The organism is Burkholderia lata (assembly GCF_902499025.1).
In the GTDB taxonomy this organism is placed as follows: domain Bacteria; phylum Pseudomonadota; class Gammaproteobacteria; order Burkholderiales; family Burkholderiaceae; genus Burkholderia; species Burkholderia lata_C.
This window is the reverse complement of record NZ_CABVPW010000100.1, coordinates 1-2,643: the sequence shown is the minus strand read 5'-3', so window position 1 is coordinate 2,643 and position 2,643 is coordinate 1. Positions and strand designations below refer to the sequence as shown.

The window sequence follows — 2,643 nt, the reverse complement described above, 5'->3', positions numbered from 1 at the left end:
GCAGGAGCAGGAGCAGGAGCAGGAGCAGGAGCAGGAGCAGGAGCAGGAGCAGGAGCAGGAGCAGGAGCAGGAGCAGGAGCAGGAGCAGGAGCAGGAGCAGGAGCAGGAGCAGGAGCAGGAGCAGGAGCAGGAGCAGGAGCAGGAGCAGGGGCAGGAGCAGGGGCAGGGGCAGGAGCAGGGGCAGGGGCAGGGGCGTGGCAGGACCGTCGCCGCAGCCCTTCAGCCGGCCGCCAAGCCTTGCGCGGCGGGCCTTCGCGTGTGCCGCGCGCCGTGCCGAACGGCGCCGCTTCCCCGATTCTGGCGGCCGACCTCCCGGCGACGTGTAAACTGCTGCCTTTTTTGACGGTTTGCAGCATGGTGCAAGCACCTCCGCGCCCGGCGCTGAGCGGCCCGGCGCTCGTCCGGCTGCTCGCGCGCCTGGCCGATGCCGACGTCGCGGAATCCCCGCAGACGCTGTCCGACCGGCTGAGCCAGTGGCTCGGCTGGACCGACGCGATCACGCTGTCGTCCGCGCTGAACGCGAGCCCGCCCGGCGTCGCGGCCGGCGTGCGCGGCTACGACGCGGAGCGCGACTGCGCGCGCGTGCGCCACGAGCTCGCGCAGGCGATCACGGCCACCAACCGGCCGCGTGCGCGGCGCCGGCCCGGCGATCCGCCGCCGCCGGCCGCCGACACGGCCGATTTCGCCGACTTTCGCCAGCGTTATCTGTCCCTGCAGCAGGACATGGAAACGGCGATCGGCCAGTTGCGCGGCCGCCTGCGGGTCGCGGTCGCCGCACGCTCGTCCGGGATGGCGCGGCTCGCGACGCTCGACGCGATCATGGAGCGCGTGCTCGGCGCGCGCGAGCGCAGCCTGCTGTCGGCCATCCCCGCGCTGCTCGGCACCCGTTTCGGGCGGCTGCGCGACGCGGAACGGCAGGCGCTGGCCGATGCCGAATCCGCGGCCGCAGCCACGGCCGACCCGGCCGATGACGGCGCGGTGGTGGCCGACCGCACGGCCGTCGCGGCGGTCGTGCCCGGCGCATGGCTCGATACGTTTCGCGACGAGATGCAAAGCATCCTGCTTGCCGAACTCGAAGTCCGGTTTCAAACGGTAGACGGGCTGCTCGCGGCCCTTCGCACCAGCTAATCAACACGCTATGTCCAGAATTCGCCTTGATCTCGTTGTCTTCGTCGCCGGTCTGCTCGCTGTGGGCTGGATCGGCGTCGGCTATGTCGCGTCGAACCCGCTGGCGTCGGCCGTCACGCTGCTGATCGCCGCGTGCTATGTCGCCGGCGCATGGGAGCTGCTGCGCTACCGGCAGGCCACCGCCACGCTGTCGCACGCGGTCGCTGGCCTCACCGAGCCGCCCGCGAAGCTCGACACGTGGCTCGACACGCTGCATCCGGGGCTGCGCGGCGCCGTGCGGGCGCGGGTCGAGGGCGCGCGCGTCGCGCTGCCGGGCCCGTCGCTCACGCCTTACCTCGTCGGCCTGCTCGTGTTGCTCGGCATGCTCGGCACGCTGCTCGGGATGGTCGTCACGCTGAAGGGCACGGGCGCCGCGCTCGAAAGCGCGACCGATCTCGACGCGATTCGCGCGTCGCTGATCGCGCCGGTGAAGGGCCTCGGGTTCGCGTTCGGCACGTCGATCGCCGGCGTCGCGACGTCCGCGATGCTCGGGCTGCTGTCCGCGCTCGTGCGCCGCGAGCGGATCGACGCGGCCCAGCAGCTCGACGCGAAGATCGCGACGACGTTGCGCGTGCATTCGTCCGCGCACCAGCGCGACGAATCGTTCCAGCTGCTGCAGCGCCAGGCCGACGTGATGCCGGCGCTGGTCGACCGCCTGCAGACGATGATGACGACGCTCGAGGCGCGCAGCGTCGCGTTGCACGATCGCCAGATCGACAGCCAGCAGGCGTTTTTCGACCGGACCGAGCGCGCGTATGCGGGCCTCGCGTCGAATGTCGGCGACGCGCTGAAGGAAAGCGCCGCCGAAAGCGCGCGCGTGGCCGGTGCCGCGCTGCAGCCGGTCGTCGCCGCGACGATGACGGGGCTCGCGCAGGAGATGGCCGCGCTGCGCGATACCGTGACGGGCGCCGTGCAGCGTCAGCTCGACGGGTTGACGGAAGGCTTCGAGAAGACCACCGGCAACGTGACGGCCGTCTGGAACCGCGCGCTCGACGAACAGCGACGCGCGGGCGATGCCGTCGCGCAGCAGTTGCAGACGACGCTCGGCCAGTTCACCGACACCTTCACGCAGCGTTCGACGGATCTGCTCGACGGCGTGGCGACGCGCCTCGAATCGACTGAAAGCCGCCTGTCGGACGCATGGCGCGATGCGCTGTCGCGCCAGGAGCAGGTCGGCGAGACGCTGGCCGGCCAGCATGCGCGTGCGCTGGGCGACGCCGCCGCGACGTTCGAACGCCATTCGGGCGCGACGCTCGCCGCGATGCGCGAGTCGCACGCGGGGCTGCAGACCGACCTGGCGGCGCGCGACGAACAGCGCGTCGCCGCATGGAACGATTCGCTGGCCGCGATGGCGGCGAAGCTCGGCGACGAATGGCAGCGCGCAGGTGTACACAGCGCCGGCCGTCAGCAGGAAATCTGCGACGCACTGGCGCAAACGACGCGCGATCTCACCACGCAGGCATCGACGTTCGAACA

At 71.8% G+C, this 2,643-nt stretch carries 3 protein-coding genes; all 3 read left to right on the top strand.

All coding sequences use genetic code 11. The features are described from left to right. Positions 1-343, top strand: a 343-nt coding sequence (locus BDI24065_RS40775; RefSeq protein WP_175035930.1) for a hypothetical protein, incomplete at its 5' end; no start/stop codon positions are given. Positions 344-354: 11 nt separating this feature from the next. Next, positions 355-1,128, top strand: a complete 774-nt coding sequence (locus tag BDI24065_RS40770) for a DUF3348 domain-containing protein (RefSeq protein ID WP_175035929.1) — start codon at positions 355-357, stop codon at positions 1,126-1,128. A 10-nt stretch (positions 1,129-1,138) separates the two neighbouring features. Further along, on the top strand, positions 1,139-2,643 hold a 1,505-nt coding region (locus BDI24065_RS40765; protein ID WP_175035928.1), incomplete at its 3' end, for a DUF802 domain-containing protein.